The organism is Corynebacterium glutamicum ATCC 13032, from assembly GCF_000011325.1.
GTDB classification, from domain to species: Bacteria; Actinomycetota; Actinomycetes; order Mycobacteriales; family Mycobacteriaceae; genus Corynebacterium; species Corynebacterium glutamicum.
The window spans coordinates 2,966,258-2,982,019 of the sequence record NC_003450.3 but is presented as its reverse complement, the minus strand read 5'-3'; the positions used below and the strand labels follow the sequence as shown (position 1 = coordinate 2,982,019).

Genomic DNA, 15,762 nt, shown 5'->3' with positions numbered 1-15,762 from the left:
AACATGCTTGTCGACGCCACTTTCTAGCAAATTAAGCGGGCACCTCCATTTATCTTTTGGAGGTGCCCGTTTCGTGCTTTCGCCAATTAGATACATGTATAACCACCCGAACAGGGGTAATAACTTTTGAAAGGCTTTCGGCGTTGAGCTGCGAGAATTTTGAGAAAAGGGGGTGAATTTAACGGGGGTTCTAGCGCGGATTGATTTTCGTGAATATGGTGGCTGCTAAGCGTGCGAATGTGCGCGTTGTCACAATCGTTGACCAAGTGTCACCTGACGCACAGGTAGTGCTCAGGTGGAGGTGGCCCAAAGGAGACCCAATGACTGTCTACGCAAATCCAGGAACCGAAGGCTCGATCGTTAACTATGAAAAGCGCTACGAGAACTACATTGGTGGCAAGTGGGTTCCACCGGTAGAGGGCCAGTACCTTGAGAACATTTCACCTGTCACTGGTGAAGTTTTCTGTGAGGTCGCACGTGGCACCGCAGCGGACGTGGAGCTTGCACTGGATGCTGCACATGCAGCCGCTGATGCGTGGGGCAAGACTTCTGTCGCTGAACGTGCTCTGATCCTGCACCGCATTGCGGACCGCATGGAAGAGCACCTGGAAGAAATCGCAGTTGCAGAAACCTGGGAGAACGGCAAGGCAGTCCGTGAGACTCTTGCTGCAGATATCCCACTGGCAATCGACCACTTCCGCTACTTTGCTGGCGCGATCCGTGCTCAGGAAGATCGTTCCTCACAGATCGACCACAACACTGTTGCTTACCACTTCAACGAGCCAATCGGTGTTGTTGGTCAGATCATTCCTTGGAACTTCCCAATCCTCATGGCTACCTGGAAGCTCGCACCGGCACTTGCTGCAGGTAACGCGATCGTCATGAAGCCAGCTGAGCAGACCCCAGCATCCATTTTGTATCTGATTAACATCATCGGCGATCTCATCCCAGAGGGCGTCCTCAACATCGTCAACGGACTCGGCGGTGAAGCAGGCGCTGCACTGTCCGGCTCTAATCGGATTGGCAAGATTGCTTTCACCGGTTCCACCGAGGTCGGCAAGCTGATCAACCGCGCTGCATCCGACAAGATCATTCCTGTCACCCTGGAGCTCGGCGGTAAGTCCCCATCCATCTTCTTCTCCGATGTTCTGTCACAGGATGACGCCTTCGCAGAGAAGGCAGTTGAAGGCTTCGCGATGTTCGCCCTCAATCAGGGTGAAGTTTGTACCTGTCCTTCCCGTGCACTTGTTCATGAGTCCATCGCTGATGAATTCCTCGAGCTTGGCGTGAAGCGAGTTCAGAACATCAAGCTGGGTAACCCACTTGATACTGAAACCATGATGGGTGCTCAGGCGTCCCAGGAGCAGATGGACAAGATCTCCTCCTACCTGAAGATCGGCCCAGAAGAAGGCGCTCAAACCCTCACTGGTGGCAAGGTCAACAAGGTTGATGGCATGGAGAACGGTTACTACATTGAGCCAACCGTTTTCCGCGGCACCAACGACATGAGGATCTTCCGCGAGGAAATCTTCGGACCAGTCCTTTCTGTTGCTACCTTCAGCGACTTCGATGAGGCCATCCGTATTGCAAACGACACCAACTACGGCCTCGGCGCTGGTGTCTGGAGCCGTGACCAAAACACCATTTATCGTGCAGGTCGCGCAATCCAGGCTGGTCGAGTTTGGGTCAACCAGTACCACAACTACCCAGCGCACTCCGCTTTCGGTGGATACAAGGAGTCCGGCATCGGCCGTGAGAACCACCTCATGATGCTGAACCACTACCAGCAGACCAAGAACCTGTTGGTCTCCTACGATCCAAACCCAACCGGACTGTTCTGATCTAAGCGTTAAGTCCTAGAAAAGCTGCCTCACACATCCTCCAGTGTGCGGCGGCTTTTCTATTTGCCGCGAACCACCTCCGCCACATTGCCCAGGAACTCCTGGTCATTCCAATAACCGGAATGCGTTGAGGGCGAATCCCACACTGTTGCACCGAATAGGGCAGCGGTGGGATCAGTGCCGTGGATGCCGTCATATTGGGTGCCGGCAAAACCGATGGGATCAGCAGACCCTGTTACCGCATACACAGGTGCGCCAAGCTGGGAAGAGTGCGAGACACCCGCGCCGGGACTGCCAACCAATACCAACGCATCGGCACTGAGCTCGCCGGAAGACGCAGCTTTTCCCACCACTGTGGAACCGTAGCTGTAGCCCATCACTACTTTTCTTTGGTGGGGATTGCGGGACTGTAGTGCCGCTTGAAACCTCTGGAGATCCGCGGCAGCGCGATTCGCTGCCGCGCCGGATACCGCAGCAGGAATCGAAGCGGGTGCTTGATATCCCAGCCACAACACCGTTGCGGAACCGGTGGAAGCAGATACTGTGCGGGCACGGTCAACATATGTATTCCACCCTTCTGGGTTGGAGGAACCCACACCTGCCACGATGGTGGTCACGGTCGTAGCCCTATCAATATCCCCAAACGATGCTACCAATGAACCATCGCCGGCTTCTAGGATCTGCATATCGGGATGGGCTTCGGCTAAGGCACGGATTTCTGGTGGGGCATTCACCAAATGAAACTCGTGGATTGCTGAGGCGGGTAGAGTGCCAAAATCGCCCAGATGCTTCAATGGTTCTGGAGTAATCGCTGTGCACAACGCGTTGATCTCGCGTGCACACATGAGGTCTAAAAGGCTACTCAAGCTGGCAATATATCGAAGCATGACGGTGAGCGTTATAGATTTATCGGCTTGTTTTTCCAGTACATCAACATAGCCTTCCAAAGTGCGTAGGAAATCAGCGGTGTTGAAAAGCGTGGATGCGGTTTTGTGCATTTGTTCCACGATATTCACTGTGGGTCGGTTGTAATCGACAAGCTTGATAAAGCCCTGGATAAGGGAGCTGGCAGAGGTCATCGTTTCGAGCTGCTGCCAGGACTGCAACCGGTCAGTGTTTGATTCGTGGAGCGCACCCGCCACGGCGGTGAGTGATGTGGCTATGCCTTCTAATTCTGAACTTTTGAGGGCGAGCATCAGTGCAACTTATTCAGTGTGTGGCCAAGATCGACGTCTATGTTGAGCATCTGCTCGCTGACAGTGCGCATATCGGAAAGATGATTGTTGAGATGGAGGTTGGCGTCGAAAAGCAATAGACGCCAGTGTTGATTCGCGCTGCTCAGCGCGGTGGCCGTGTGGCTGGGCGTGCAGTTAAGTGTGGGGCTGGGATAGGTGATGTCGCGGTGGATGAGGTGATTGGGGAGGTCGGTTTGTAGGTACATGCTGCTGATTCAAGTGGTTTTTACGATGCTGGGCAAGAAGTGATCACGCGAACCTGTGTATAACTTGCCTCAAAGCGCCTAGGCTGTGGATTATGCGTATTGCCTTGCTTCAGATCTCGACGAATTCCGATAAGATGGACAACTTCGCCCTGCTGCGTGATGCTGCTGAAAAAGCTGCGGAACAGGGGGCTCGGGTGTTGGTGTTTCCGGAGGCGACTTCGCAAAGCTTTGGTACGGGAAGGCTTGATACTCAGGCGGAGGAGCTCGATGGCGAATTCTCCACCGCGGTACGAAAATTAGCCGATGAGCTGGACGTTGTCATCGTTGCGGGCATGTTCACCCCTGCTGACACCGTGCAGCGCGGTGAAAAAACGATCTCGCGCGTCAACAACACCGTGCTGATTAGTGGCGCTGGATTGCATCAGGGATACAACAAAATTCACACATATGACGCGTTCGGTTATAGGGAATCCGACACTGTGAAACCGGGCGATGAGCTGGTTGTATTCGAGGTCGACGATATTAAATTTGGTGTGGCGACATGCTACGATATTCGATTCCCAGAACAGTTCAAAGACCTCGCCCGCAACGGTGCACAGATAATTGTGGTTCCCACGTCGTGGCAAGACGGTCCTGGAAAATTAGAACAATGGGAAGTCCTCCCTCGCGCGCGTGCACTGGATTCCACCTGCTGGATCGTAGCGTGTGGGCAAGCGCGACTTCCAGAAGAATTACGCGATGAACGAAAAGGCCCTACGGGGATTGGTCATTCCATGGTGACAAACCCACACGGTGAAGTAATTGCTAGCGCGGGTTATGAGCCAGAAATGTTGATCGCGGATATTGATGTCAGCGGTTTGGCCAAAATTCGGGAGGCATTGCCTGTTCTTTAACCACTGTCTAAGGAATCACTCGTTGGGCACGTCGGCGCTTCTGATTGGTCAGCCCGGTGAGGCAACCTAGAACCCTAAAATCTCAATCTGCTGGGCCGGAGTTCCACGCCTAATCATCGCGCGCCGAACATCCCGAGCCCACGATTCAGGGCCAGCAATTAACACGTCGCGGTCGGCCCAAGCACCTGCTTCGGTGACGATCTTCGCCATCGAACCCGTTTGATGCAAATGCAAACCCCTCGGTGGCTGCGATGCTTCGGTGGCTTGAACCCACCACGCATCCTTGTCATGCGTTGACACCGGTACGACAGAAAGCCATGGGCTGGCTGCAGCAAAATTCCACATGCCGGTGAGTTCATACAGCTCACCGGGGTAGTCGGCACCGACGAAAAAGTGCAAACGTGGAGGTGCTGCTTGGTTCATCAGCTCAAACATGTAAGCGCGAAGAGGAGCTAGGCCCGTTCCATGTGCAATAAATAACAAATCATTGCCGGAACTAATTTTGCTTTGTCCGAAATCTCCACGACCGGGGCCAAGTCGCCATTTATCGCCAAGGCGTGTGGTGGCTAAAAGTCCAGCGATATCATCTGCGTCTGATTGGATGTGAAACTCCACCTGCCCCCATTCGTTAGTGGGGATCGAAGGGCACAGGTAGCGCCATGTGTTGGGCAGAAAATCCGCAGTTGCTGCAAGATATTGTCCCGGTAGGTAGGGCAGTTGCGTTTCAGCTTGCATGCGCACGACGGTGAACCTACGGCTGCGCTTTTCAACTTCTACAATTTCTGCCTGATATGAGGCAGGAATGTGTGCCTCATCAGCTTCACGAACCGCCTCGACGGAAACAGCCGTGGTTGCAGCAATCGCACGCTCGGCAAACAGCACATTTTCAAAGGGAAGATCCTCGCATAATGACAATAGTTCGCTGCGCACGGCCTCACCCAAAGCGCTGTGCATTTCTGGGGTCAGGCCAAATCGACGCGCATCTAACGCCGCTTCTTTAAAGAACTCCAGTGTTTTGTCGTCTACTTTCCCTTCCTCACCAGTGCCTTCCAACAGCGCACTCACCATTTCGGCGATGCTGATATGAGTCGCATCATCCGCAGTGGGAAAATGCCCACGAGCCTGTGGCGCGAGCGTTAAAAGTTTCGCCTGAACGGCGCGAAGAAAATCTTGCGCGTTATCCTCAACGAGTCGCGCAACAGAAGAAACAGGGCGAGGTGTCACACTCCCTATTGTGCACCTAATCAAGGTAAAAGGTGCGCAGCCACGGCTACGCGTGTCAGGCGTTTCTTGCTTTTCGACGCCTCCCTCCTCACCCAATCCTTCCCGCGAGAAGCCCTCAAACCGTAGAGAATAACAAAATTTTCGTCACCTTGCCGAGGGGCGGAAGCTTAAAATGACTGATGGATAAAAGAAAATTAAACAGCCGTGTTCATTAATGTTGAACGTTCAGTAATATTGAACAATGCGGGATTGGAAGCTATTCATCGTAACCGAGGGAATCTCTAAGTCCACCTAACAGTGCCTCGACCTGGATACGACGCCGTTCTAATGGGTGACTGTGTTCAGGAGGGGCTTCAAGTGATTCAGCAAATTGGTTTAGCTCAGGAGGAGACTGTTCATTAAATCGATCAAGGAGGGCTTGAGTTTCCTTGTGGCCGAGTATTCTTCCAGTGTCAAGTCCTAGTAATTCAGCTGCCATTGCCTCTGGTTCACCTATGTATCCTTGATTTTCCAGGGCAAAATAGCGATTCCATAAAGTTTCTACATCCTCTTCGTACCACGACAAGATTAATGCTAGATCGCTTGCATCTTTGATGTTATTTTCTTTACGGTCGAGCCATGCATGTAGCTTTAGCGCAGTAAGTCCGGGAACTGTAGACAACTTAATGTCTATCGCATCATTTAGGGGATATAGCTCAGCTTGCTCGAATACTTCCTTGAACCCAGCGACATTAAGTAGATGACCTTTTCTGGACAAGACTTCACCGGGTGGGTTTTCAATATTTCCGAATGGCACGAGATCTACTGGAATATTTCCAATGGTGATTCCTTGCCATGCGTTACCAGTCGGTGAGAATTGTTGCTTTAATAGATTGAAGTCGTCCCAGCTTTCTAAAGCTAAAGCGAAGTCAACATCCTTAGTTCTTCTACCCGCTGTTTGATCGCGATATTTTTGCTGGTGAATGTCTCTACATCGTGCTCCAACGAGCATAATATTTTCGATATCAATAAACTTGGACAGCTTGTTAACTACTAAAATAATGTCCGCGTTCGGTGAATTCATCATGGTCTGTGTATTCCTGAATCTGAGTTTTTATAATGTAGGCAACTTCCGATAGGCGCGGATCCCCAACGGACAGTAAATCTGCATAGATTACTGGTAATGGAGCGATCGGCCACATGTTAAATGGGGTTGGAAAAGCTAGCGATAGATTTCTTTTATGGTAGCTTTCATTATGCTTTTTTGATTGCCGCCAAAATGCTCGTCGAACTAATACCTGGCCCTCGGTATCATCTCTCCGAAGTCGTCCTTGTTGAATGATTTTGTTAGTGGCCTTGTCGTCGCTGTCATCGTTGACATAAATATGTGCAGTATTTCCGCCACTGATAAGTTTTGGGACAGCTTGTTCGCCACTGATCCACCCAAGAGGTTCAATGTTTTTAAAGCGATTAAGGTCTCCATTGCCTCTGAAAGTTTGTTGGCTTACACCGAGCCCAGTCGGATAGGCATGCGCCCATGAATCAAGCAGTGCATCGCCTTTCATGAGTCGGTATCCGCTTTCTATTTTGCGCAAGTAGCCAGCTTCGGTGAGTAATTCAAGAGTTTGGATCGCGGTGCCAACAGAGACGGACGCTGAGTCTGCAATCTCGCGGATTGGTGACCTTAATATGGCTGGTTGTGCAAGCAATGCTCCGGATACTTGAGCTCTGCGAGGAGTGAAAAGTGATGCAGTTCGACGATCTGGTGTTCGTCTTTTGATTTTCTTTGATGAATCGGTGCTTGTTTTACCGCGGACATCGATATGGACCCCAGGCCATGATGCGAAACCATTGCCTCGTTGGTCGGCGAACATAAACCCTTGTTCGCGCAAAAGTTCAGCAACTCGAGGGGGAATACTTGGGGATAAGATAAAGAACTTGTCCACAGACTGTGGCAGTGTAAATCGGAGATATTTCAAGTTGGGGAAATATAGCGCATGCACTATTTTTGACGCATTCACCGATTCAAAATTTTTAATCCTTAACTTGGCTTCGCCCATATCGGCGAAGGGTTCGTCTTCTAAAGTCTTGCCTTGAACCTGTCCAAGGAGTTCAAAGGGAAGTCCCGTCTGAAGGAACGATTCATTCCAGTCCTCAAAAGTTACTATTGGCATAATCTAAGTGTAGCGTGTGTTCATCAATATTGAACGTTCACTAATATTGAACGATGCAGCTAGTTAATGATTTCTACGCTCTTATTGGGGGTAATTGCGTAACCTTTCCCTCCACTTCGCTAGTGCCTCAGGAGTTAACCGAGTCCAATCGGTGATCTCTCGAATAATCTGCAGCAGTTCGTCACTGCGATAAGACCTCGTTGGATTGCCTGGAAACTTCTTGTCGGTCACGTTGGGATCGTTGTCAAAACTCCCCAGTGGTTTCACTTCATAAACTCGCGGAGTTTTCCGGGGAACTGAAAAACATCGTCCGATAGGCCAGCGTCTAATTCAGCAGCGATTTCGGCAGCAAGCCCAGCGCCATTAATCAGAGCGGTGAAATAAACATGGTTCATGATTATGTCAGGACGGTAATTAGACTTATGACCAGGTTTAAGGAGGTCACCAGGTTGAAGCCGCGCTATTGTTCCGTGGAAAAGGGGGCCCTGATCTAGCTGATTATTCATCGCAGTAAGCGCTTTCGGTAGGTGGGTGAATCATCGTAGTCTTCCGAGCCCCGTGACCCGATCCGTTTTGTGCAATCCAATGCTACTCCCACAGAGCGGGCTACTTTCTCTAAAAATGTTCTCATAGTAGATAAAATTGTTCTTAAAGCGACATTATTGTCTGCATGGAAGACGATCTCAGTGCTGCTCTCGTCAAAGCGCTTTTCGACGCGCGAACCCAACGCAGGCTCTCTATCTCGGCGTTAGCTGAATCCTCCGGTGTGTCGCGAGCAATGATTTCCCGCGTGGAAAACGCAGAGGCGCAACCAAGCGCTGCATTACTTGGACGCCTTTCCGGTGCATTGGGTATGACGCTTTCGGAGCTCATTGCACAGGCTGAAGGTGGCTATGACCGGGGCGCTCGGCGGTCAAAGCAGTCTGTATGGACAGATCCAGCTACCGGTTACACACGGCGTGCAGTGTCACAGCCGTCAGAATCCCCACTAGAACTAGTGGAAGTAATGCTGCCTCCTGGGGCGGAAGTTGGCTACCCAGCTGATGCTTATCGTTTCATGGATCAGGTGGTCTGGGTACTCGAAGGGGCCGTTCGTATTACTGAAGGTGAAGAGGTCCACGAACTTTCAACGGGGGATTGTCTACGGTTTGGGCCTCCGCGAGATACCGACTTTGCTAATCCCACCACCGTAGCCACTAGGTATTTAGTTGCCTTGGACAAGCGTGTACCTCGTGCTTGATATAACAAGTAAGGAAGCCTGATGAATTTTTACCCACCATCTGTACCTATTAACCCTGCGTGGCGTCCACCCACAGTAACTGTGCAAGCGGGACGGCCAGCCAGAACTCCTGGTGCGCCGATGAACCCACCTATCACGTTGTCCAGCACTTATGTTCATGATTCAGAAAAAGCTTATGGGCGCGATGGCAATGATGGATGGGGTGCATTTGAGGCTGCCATGGGAACTCTAGATGGTGGGTTCGCGGTATCTTATTCTTCAGGTTTGGCAGCGGCAACGTCGATTGCTGATTTGGTTCCTACTGGTGGCACAGTTGTTTTACCTAAAGCTGCCTATTATGGCGTGACCAATATTTTCGCCAGGATGGAAGCCCGCGGAAGGCTGAAGGTTCGAACTGTTGATGCAGACAATACCGAAGAAGTGATTGCTGCTGCTCAAGGTGCAGATGTGGTGTGGGTGGAATCGATCGCTAATCCGACGATGGTGGTAGCTGATATCCCTGCAATAGTCGACGGTGTGCGTGGGCTTGGAGTTTTGACTGTCGTTGACGCGACTTTCGCAACGCCACTTCGTCAACGTCCATTGGAACTTGGTGCTGATATTGTGCTTTACTCGGCAACCAAACTTATCGGTGGACACTCTGATCTTCTTCTTGGAGTCGCAGTGTGCAAGTCTGAGCACCATGCGCAGTTTCTTGCCACTCACCGTCATGATCATGGTTCAGTGCCGGGAGGTCTTGAAGCGTTTCTTGCTCTCCGTGGATTGTATTCCTTGGCGGTGCGTCTTGATCGAGCAGAATCCAACGCAGCAGAACTTTCGCGGCGACTTAACGCGCATCCTTCGGTTACCCGCGTCAATTATCCAGGACTTCCTGATGATCCCCAACATGAAAAAGCCGTGCGAGTCCTACCCTCTGGATGTGGAAACATGTTGTCATTTGAGCTTGATGCAACACCTGAACGAACTGATGAGATTCTCGAAAGCCTGTCACTTTTAACCCACGCGACCAGTTGGGGAGGTGTGGAAACAGCCATTGAACGTCGCACCAGGCGGGATGCTGAAGTGGTGGCAGGAGTACCGATGACTCTTTGCCGCGTTTCCGTAGGAATTGAAGACGTTGAAGATCTATGGGAAGACCTCAACGCCTCAATCGACAAAGTTCTGGGTTAGAACTCGTAGCCAGTAACCAGACCTTCAGTGTTTGGTTGCCACTCCAGTGCTGGGGCGACATGATCAGCGAAGTTCTTCAGGATCGACGCGTTGATCTCAACACCCATTTGGTTGGGGGCGGTGAGCATCAAGGTGTCGGCTTCCATCACAGCTTTGTCTTCCTTGAGCTGGTCGATGAGTTCATCGGGACTTCCGGCGTAGCTGCGACCGAACGTGGATCGGGTATCATCCAGGATTCCTACTTGGTCACCGCCTTGTCCCTGAAGTCCGAAAAGCTCACGGTCGCGGTCGGTGACGATCGGGAAGATGGACCTGGAGACAGACACACGTGGGGTCCAATCGTGTCCGGCTTCTTTCCAAGCTTGGCGGTAGAACGCGATTTGATCGGCTTGCAGATCCCCGAAGGATTGGCCGGTGGCTTCGGCGACGAGGGTGGAGCTCATCAAGTTAACGCCATCGCGTGCTGCTTGTTCGGCGGTGTTGTGGGAACCGGCGCCCCACCAAATGGATTTACGCAGGTCAGGATCATGCGGGAAGATCGGCAGGGGAGTGCCCGGATGGTAGAGGCGTGGGTATTGATTCTCGGAAGCGATGGACATGGGGCGACCATCGATGGCATCGAGGAAGCGAAGGAATTTCTCCCGTGCCATGCCTGCAGCTTTAGGATCATCACCGCCGTCGTAGCCGAAAGCTTCCCAACCCTTCTCGGCTGGTTCGGGTGATCCCCTGGAAACTCCGAGGGCTAGTCGGCCGTCGGCAAGCAGATTGAGAGCAGCTGCTTCCTCGGCCATATACAAGGGATTTTCATAACGCATATCCACTACTCCAGTGCCCACTTCAATGTGTTTGGTGGCACCGATGATGGCTCCAAGAAGTGGCATCGGGGATGTACCTTGGGGAGCGAAGTGGTGAACGCGGAAGTATGCGCCATTTACTCCAATGGCATCTGCTTCTTTTGCTAATTCCAGTGCTTGTTTCAGCATGGAACGTTCGTGGCCGATTTGATAGTGCCCGAAGCTTAAAAAACCGAATGCTTTCATTTTCTTTACCTTAATTTACGTGAGGGGAGACGTCGACAAGCAATCTTTTAGCAGCAACCCGGCCGGCGACCCTGCCCGCGCGGGTGGCGCCGACCGTGGATGCGGTGGAGCCGTAGCCAACGAGCAGGACGCGCGCGTCGGAGGCGGGGCTGACCTCGTCGATCAGCTCGATACCGCGACCTTGCCCGCGGAGTTTCATTGGTGCGAGGTGACGCAGTGCGGCGCGGAAGCCGGTATTCCAGAAAATGACGTCCACATCCAGGTGCGTGCCTGCAGGATATGGCTTCCAGCTTTCCGGAACCGCCAGCGTCGTGCCTGCCGAAGGGCCTAAACCTTCAGATCTCTCGGCGGGAGGCTCACCGAAAACCACACCGGTGGGCGTGATTTCCTCGAACATGCCGCGGCTGACAATGAGTCCACGATCCACGCCAGCGAGATAATCAGGAATCTGCGGAATTCCCGTGGTGCGCACGACGCTAGCAGGAGCTTTACCGTTGAACGTGCGTTCGCGGACGGCGCGCTCAACCGCAATGCCCCAGCCGGCGTCGAACTCGCGCTGCGTGAAGTTCGGCGGACGACGCGTCGCCCAGGTGGTTTCCGCCAAGCCTTCCAACTCCAGCAGAAATTGCACAGCACTCAAACCACCGCCGACGACCAGGACTTTCTTACCTTTGAAATCCTCGGCCTTGCGGTAATTAACGGTGTGGAGCTGCTTGCCCTGGAATTTATCGATGCCAGGAATGTACGGAACATAAGGGTTTGTCCACGTACCTGTTGCATTAAGAACCATGCGGGTAATCCACTCTCGACCATCGTCGCTGCTCACGCGCAATGGGCTCGAAGGATCCTCGGAAGTGGGCTCAACTCGTGAGACTTTGACTGGGCGCACAACTGCGAAGGAGAACTCGTTCTCGTAAGCGCCGTAATAACCAGCAACCAATGTGGAAGCCGGAGTTTTCGGATCGGGGCGATTCATGGGAAGCCCTGGGAGATCGGCGATTCCGTGGGCTTTACCTAATGTGAGTGAATCCCACCTATGCCGCCAGGCGCCACCGGGCCCGTCGTTGGAATCGAGGACGAGAAAATCTTTTCCGGGAGTGAAACCGCGGCGGGAAAGTTCATGCGCCGCCGCGAGTCCAGCCTGACCTGCTCCAATGATGATTGCTTCATAATTTGTTGACATATCAACAATTGTATCACGGGACTCAAGGTTTGGAAGGGGTGATGGTCACAGTCATTTCATCCACATTGGGAAGATGTTGTTTGACGGAAAGCTCAGCCTCAAGGGCGATTGCGGTGGCTTCCGATAGCGATGATGTAGAAGTGCTGACCGTGGCATCGCCGTGAAGACGGTGTCCAACCCACCTCAACCTCAGTCGATCAATCGACTCAATTTCCTTCACATGCCAGATCGCGTGCGTAGCCTTCTCTACCAACTCCGGCTCAATTCCATCCATGAGGCGTCTGCCAACCGAACGGATCGTACCAACAAGAAGGGTGGCAATCATCGCAGAAATGATCAATCCGATAATTGGGTCAGCCAGGGGGAATCCCAGAAAAACTCCAACACCACCTGCGACAACTGCAAGTGAAGTAAAACCATCCGTGCGAGCATGAACGCCATCTGCAACCAAAGCAGCCGAGCCAATCCTCTTACCAACCCGAATGCGATACATTGCCACAGCCTCATTTCCTAAGAAACCAATAACACCTGCCGCAATCACCCATTCAATATTCTCCATCGGGCGAGGATTAATCATCCGGTCGATCGCCTGCCATGCAGCAACAATCGCCGAAAGAGCAATCATCGCGACAATAAACAACCCCGCTAAATCCTCTGCACGATTGAATCCATACGTATATTTTTGAGTCGCTGCGCGCCGGGAAAGTATGAAAGCAATCCAAAGAGGAATCGCAGTCAATGCGTCGGAAAGGTTGTGAACCGTATCCGCCAACAGTGCAACAGATCCAGAAAAAGACACAATGATAGCCTGCAAAACCGTCGTGAGCAGCATCAATACAAGGCTAAACTTCAGCGCTCGAATACCCTCTGAGTTCGCCTCCATAGCATCATCAATCGAGTCGGCGGTGTCATGGGAGTGTGGAACGAAAATCTCGTACAAAAATCCTTTGAATCCGGTGGGGTGATGGTGGTCGTGACCCTCGTGGTTGTGTGTGGAGTGGTTGTGTGTGGAGTGGCTATGTTCTTGGTGACTGTGGGTGGTCATGATTGTTCTCGTTCTCGGTGGTGGTGTGGGGGAGTCTGGCCGTCCGCAATGGTGTGTTCCGCCTGAAAAATAGCGTCGGAGACTAGCTGTGATGCGTGTTCATTGGTGAGTTTGTAGAAAACTCGTTGACCTTCTTGACGGGTGGACACGATTCGGGCCATGCGCAGCCGGGCGAGGTGTTGGGAAACTGCTGCGGGGGATTTATCGACGATGTCCGCGAGGTGGTTTACGGAAAGTTCACCACTGTTTCGAAGTGCCAAGATGATGCGAACTCGAGTGGCGTCCGCGAGGAGTCCGAAAACTTCGACGGCAAGTTCGACGTATTGGCTATCCGGGTTCATTCCGCACATTTTCTTATCTGCATTCATACGCAGATCATTGCACAACTGCCGTTGTTGTGGCTAGGGATGGTTTGAAATGGTGAAGTTTGGTCTGCGGTCGGCAAGGTCTGGCACTAATTGAGGCGTTAATTAGGGCATCGAGGGGTGGAGTTTTGGAAAACCGGACTGGGTGACAGGAATCTGGAAATTCACTTGGCTTTGTCACGCCTGTCTGGTCTGGCTCGAAGAGAGTGATTTCACGGCCAAGATCCCAGAAAAGTTAACCTCACAGAATCGCTTCTAAGGGCCTGAAAGTGTCGCGACCACATCTATGTTCATTCCAAAAACTCGGCCTCTTAAATCACCACTGAGGCATGCGCACCTTTCATGCCCTGAGAAAGTTCCGAGAATGCACCAATAAAGCCCCAACAGCACCCGGCAATGCCACCAACCCGAGCCCATTCCCTGCAGATTTTGTCGATCCGTATAGGAAATGTGGAAGATCCGCGCCACTCGATTAGGGTTGTTGTGTTTTGTTCAACAATTGCGCCCCAAAACCCGCGCACTAGAACGCAAAACAAAAACCAGTAAGGCTGAACCCGGCCGAATGTAACTGAATCTCAAAAAAGATTTCTATGAAGAAGTGGAAGGAAGTGCTTTAGGTATGGAGTACACACCGTTTAGTCTGATTCTCGATGTGGGGTGGATCTCGGGGTTGATGATCATCGGCAATATCATGCGCCGGAAGATTCCGTTTTTCCAGACTTTGCTCATTCCTTCCTCTATTACTGCTGGCATCATCGGCATGATTTTGGGGCCTAAGGTGTTGGGTCTGATTGGTTGGTCGGATCATCTTTCCACTTACACTACGGTGCTCATTGCGATTGTGTTTGCTTCGATGCCGTATTCGATGAAGTTTGACCGTGGCGTGCGTACTGGCATGAAGACGATGTGGGCGTATTCGACTGCGATGTTTGTGGGGCAGTGGGGTCTGTTCATTTTGCTGGGTCTGTTTTTGTTCCAGCCGGTGTGGGGTACCGATGAGTGGTTCGGCATGATGTTGCCGGTTGGTTTTGTTGGTGGTTTTGGTACTGCTGCTGCGGTGGGTACTGCGTTGGAGTCTTCGGGTGCGGAGGCTGCGATGTCTTTGGGCTTTACCTCTGCGACGGTGGGTACTTTTGCTGCGATTGTTGGTGGAATTATTTTCACAACGTGGGGTATTAAGAAGGGCAAGACTGCGGCGATGCCTGCGCAGTTGCCGTGGGATTTGCGTTCGGGTTATATCGATAAGCTGAGTGATCGTCCGTCGATTGGTAAGGCGAGTACGAATCCGTCTGCGATTGAGCCTTTGGCGCTGCATACTGGCATTATTTTGTTGACTGTTGCGGTTGCGTATTCCATTAATCAGTGGTTGGGTAGCATGTTCCCAACCGTGCAGATTCCGTTGTTTGCGATGTCATTTGTGGTCGGCATTGTGGGCATGGGAATTATGCGTTTGTTGAAGAAGCCTGAGTATTTGGATCGCGACACCGTGAATTCCGTGTCGGGCGCGGCGACGGATTACCTCATTGCGTTTGGTATTGCCTCGATTGCTCCTGCTGCGATTGCTGATTACTGGGTTCCTCTTGTGGTGCTGTTTGTTTTGGGCACCATCTACTGTTGTTTCTTCTTTTTCTGGGTTGCGCCTCGTTTCTTTGGCGAGAAGTGGCTGGAGCGCGCGATCTTCGGTTGGGGTTGGGCTACTGCCGCGGTTGCTACCGGTATCGCGTTGCTGAAGATCGTGGATCCGAAGTTGAAGTCGGGAGCGCTTAATGAGTACGGCGTGGCTTATATCGGTTTTGCTCCATTTGAAATCGGCATGACCATCATCGCGCCGATCGCGGTGCTCGCAGGCTTTACCATGGGGTTGGGTTGGGCGTCGTTGATTGTTGCGATCGTGATTTTTGGCCTCGCGTGGGGTCTGAAGTGGTTGCCGGAGCGCGGACATGTCCGCGGCGAGGGTAAGCCGCAATAAAGGTTGGAAGCGCCGGGTCTAGGTCCGGCGCTTTTTTCGTATGCTTTTCGACGCCTCCCTCCACGTAACATTAAAGTTACGGGTTTTCCCTGATGCTTAAGTGGTAGTCAGTGCTTAAAATTGACTGCGGTCCACTCAATTTATTTTCAAATTTTTTGAACTTGAGTGGAACATACTCAACTCTTTGTGCGTTATAGA

General features: G+C 52.0%; 14 protein-coding genes and 1 pseudogene. 5 read left to right on the top strand and 10 right to left on the bottom strand.

The window, feature by feature from the left end; all coding sequences use genetic code 11:
* Positions 1 to 320: 320 nt before the first annotated feature.
* Positions 321 to 1,841 (top strand): acetaldehyde dehydrogenase ExaC, encoded by a 1,521-nt coding sequence (locus tag CGL_RS13930; protein ID WP_011015386.1) that lies wholly within the window; start codon positions 321 to 323, stop codon positions 1,839 to 1,841.
* 59 nt (positions 1,842 to 1,900) lie between these two features.
* Here CGL_RS13930 and CGL_RS13925 read toward each other — a convergent pair whose 3' ends face one another.
* Together CGL_RS13925 and CGL_RS13920 are read right to left on the bottom strand one after the other, a co-directional pair.
* Entirely contained in the window at positions 1,901 to 3,037 is a 1,137-nt protein-coding gene (locus tag CGL_RS13925) for an alpha/beta hydrolase (protein WP_011015385.1), read from the bottom strand.
* Positions 3,037 to 3,282 carry a hypothetical protein gene (locus CGL_RS13920; RefSeq protein ID WP_011015384.1) on the bottom strand — a complete coding sequence of 82 codons (246 nt, stop codon included), beginning with the start codon at positions 3,280 to 3,282 and terminating at the stop codon, positions 3,037 to 3,039. Before CGL_RS13920 ends, CGL_RS13925 begins: the two co-directional genes overlap by 1 nt.
* 92 nt (positions 3,283 to 3,374) lie before the next feature.
* Here CGL_RS13920 and CGL_RS13915 point away from each other — a divergent pair, with 92 nt between their 5' ends.
* Positions 3,375 to 4,175: a carbon-nitrogen hydrolase family protein gene (locus CGL_RS13915; protein WP_011015383.1), complete on the top strand. Its 801-nt coding sequence runs from the start codon at positions 3,375 to 3,377 to the stop codon at positions 4,173 to 4,175.
* Positions 4,176 to 4,241: 66 nt separating this feature from the next.
* On the opposite strand, the gene CGL_RS13910 is transcribed toward CGL_RS13915, so the two are convergent.
* The 4 genes and pseudogenes from CGL_RS13910 to CGL_RS15860 form a co-directional block, all read right to left on the bottom strand.
* Positions 4,242 to 5,399: a hypothetical protein gene (locus CGL_RS13910; RefSeq protein ID WP_011015382.1), complete on the bottom strand. Its 1,158-nt coding sequence runs from the start codon at positions 5,397 to 5,399 to the stop codon at positions 4,242 to 4,244.
* A 256-nt stretch (positions 5,400 to 5,655) separates the two neighbouring features.
* Positions 5,656 to 6,465 (bottom strand): hypothetical protein, encoded by an 810-nt coding sequence (locus CGL_RS13905; RefSeq protein WP_011015381.1) that lies wholly within the window; start codon positions 6,463 to 6,465, stop codon positions 5,656 to 5,658.
* Positions 6,425 to 7,552, bottom strand: coding sequence for a type IV toxin-antitoxin system AbiEi family antitoxin (locus tag CGL_RS13900; protein WP_011015380.1), 1,128 nt, complete (start codon positions 7,550 to 7,552; stop codon positions 6,425 to 6,427). The genes CGL_RS13905 and CGL_RS13900 overlap by 41 nt, the downstream gene beginning before the upstream one ends.
* 59 nt (positions 7,553 to 7,611) lie before the next feature.
* Positions 7,612 to 8,058, bottom strand: a pseudogene (locus tag CGL_RS15860) (NAD(+)--rifampin ADP-ribosyltransferase).
* A 164-nt stretch (positions 8,059 to 8,222) separates the two neighbouring features.
* Between CGL_RS15860 and CGL_RS13885 the strand changes: the two are divergent.
* Both CGL_RS13885 and CGL_RS13880 read left to right on the top strand, forming a co-directional pair.
* The gene (locus tag CGL_RS13885; protein WP_011015377.1) at positions 8,223 to 8,792 is read left to right on the top strand and encodes a helix-turn-helix domain-containing protein; all 570 of its coding nucleotides are present in this window, start codon (positions 8,223 to 8,225) and stop codon (positions 8,790 to 8,792) included.
* 21 nt (positions 8,793 to 8,813) lie between these two features.
* Positions 8,814 to 9,962 (top strand): aminotransferase class I/II-fold pyridoxal phosphate-dependent enzyme, encoded by a 1,149-nt coding sequence (locus CGL_RS13880; RefSeq protein ID WP_011015376.1) that lies wholly within the window; start codon positions 8,814 to 8,816, stop codon positions 9,960 to 9,962.
* Here the strand turns inward: CGL_RS13880 and CGL_RS13875 are convergent.
* The 4 genes from CGL_RS13875 to CGL_RS13860 are packed head-to-tail and all read right to left on the bottom strand — an operon-like array spanning position 9,959 to position 13,598.
* Positions 9,959 to 11,002, bottom strand: coding sequence for an LLM class flavin-dependent oxidoreductase (locus tag CGL_RS13875; protein ID WP_011015375.1), 1,044 nt, complete (start codon positions 11,000 to 11,002; stop codon positions 9,959 to 9,961). The two genes, CGL_RS13880 and CGL_RS13875, sit on opposite strands and share 4 nt — an antisense overlap.
* A gap of 10 nt (positions 11,003 to 11,012) precedes the next feature.
* Positions 11,013 to 12,185 carry an NAD(P)-binding domain-containing protein gene (locus CGL_RS13870; RefSeq protein WP_011015374.1) on the bottom strand — a complete coding sequence of 391 codons (1,173 nt, stop codon included), beginning with the start codon at positions 12,183 to 12,185 and terminating at the stop codon, positions 11,013 to 11,015.
* A gap of 22 nt (positions 12,186 to 12,207) precedes the next feature.
* Entirely contained in the window at positions 12,208 to 13,230 is a 1,023-nt protein-coding gene (locus CGL_RS13865) for a cation diffusion facilitator family transporter (RefSeq protein WP_011015373.1), read from the bottom strand.
* Positions 13,227 to 13,598, bottom strand: coding sequence for an ArsR/SmtB family transcription factor (locus tag CGL_RS13860; RefSeq protein WP_020948644.1), 372 nt, complete (start codon positions 13,596 to 13,598; stop codon positions 13,227 to 13,229). The genes CGL_RS13865 and CGL_RS13860 overlap by 4 nt, the downstream gene beginning before the upstream one ends.
* A gap of 616 nt (positions 13,599 to 14,214) precedes the next feature.
* Between CGL_RS13860 and CGL_RS13855 the strand changes: the two genes are divergently transcribed.
* Positions 14,215 to 15,564 (top strand): sodium/glutamate symporter, encoded by a 1,350-nt coding sequence (locus tag CGL_RS13855; RefSeq protein ID WP_011015371.1) that lies wholly within the window; start codon positions 14,215 to 14,217, stop codon positions 15,562 to 15,564.
* Positions 15,565 to 15,762: the final 198 nt, after the last annotated feature.